At 57.0% G+C, this 223-nt stretch carries 1 rRNA gene; it reads right to left on the bottom strand.

Annotated features, from left to right (window positions below):
• Positions 1 to 223, bottom strand: a 16S ribosomal RNA gene (locus ABR397_RS24680); the annotation flags it as partial.

Below are 223 nucleotides of genomic sequence, written 5' to 3'. Positions count from 1 at the left end.
GGCCGTGTCTCAGTCCCAGTGTGGCTGGTCATCCTCTCAGACCAGCTAGGGATCGTCGCCTAGGTAAGCCATTACCCTACCTACTAGCTAATCCCATCTGGGTTCATCCGAAGGCGTGAGGCCCTTTCAGGTCCCCCACTTTGGTCTCGCGACATTATGCGGTATTAGCCACCGTTTCCAGTGGTTATCCCCCGCCCTCGGGCAGATCCCCAGACATTACTCA

Origin of the sequence: Photorhabdus viridis (assembly GCF_040256935.1) — a bacterium.
GTDB lineage: Bacteria > Pseudomonadota > Gammaproteobacteria > Enterobacterales > Enterobacteriaceae > Photorhabdus > Photorhabdus viridis.
This window is presented reverse-complemented; position numbering and strand designations above follow the sequence as displayed.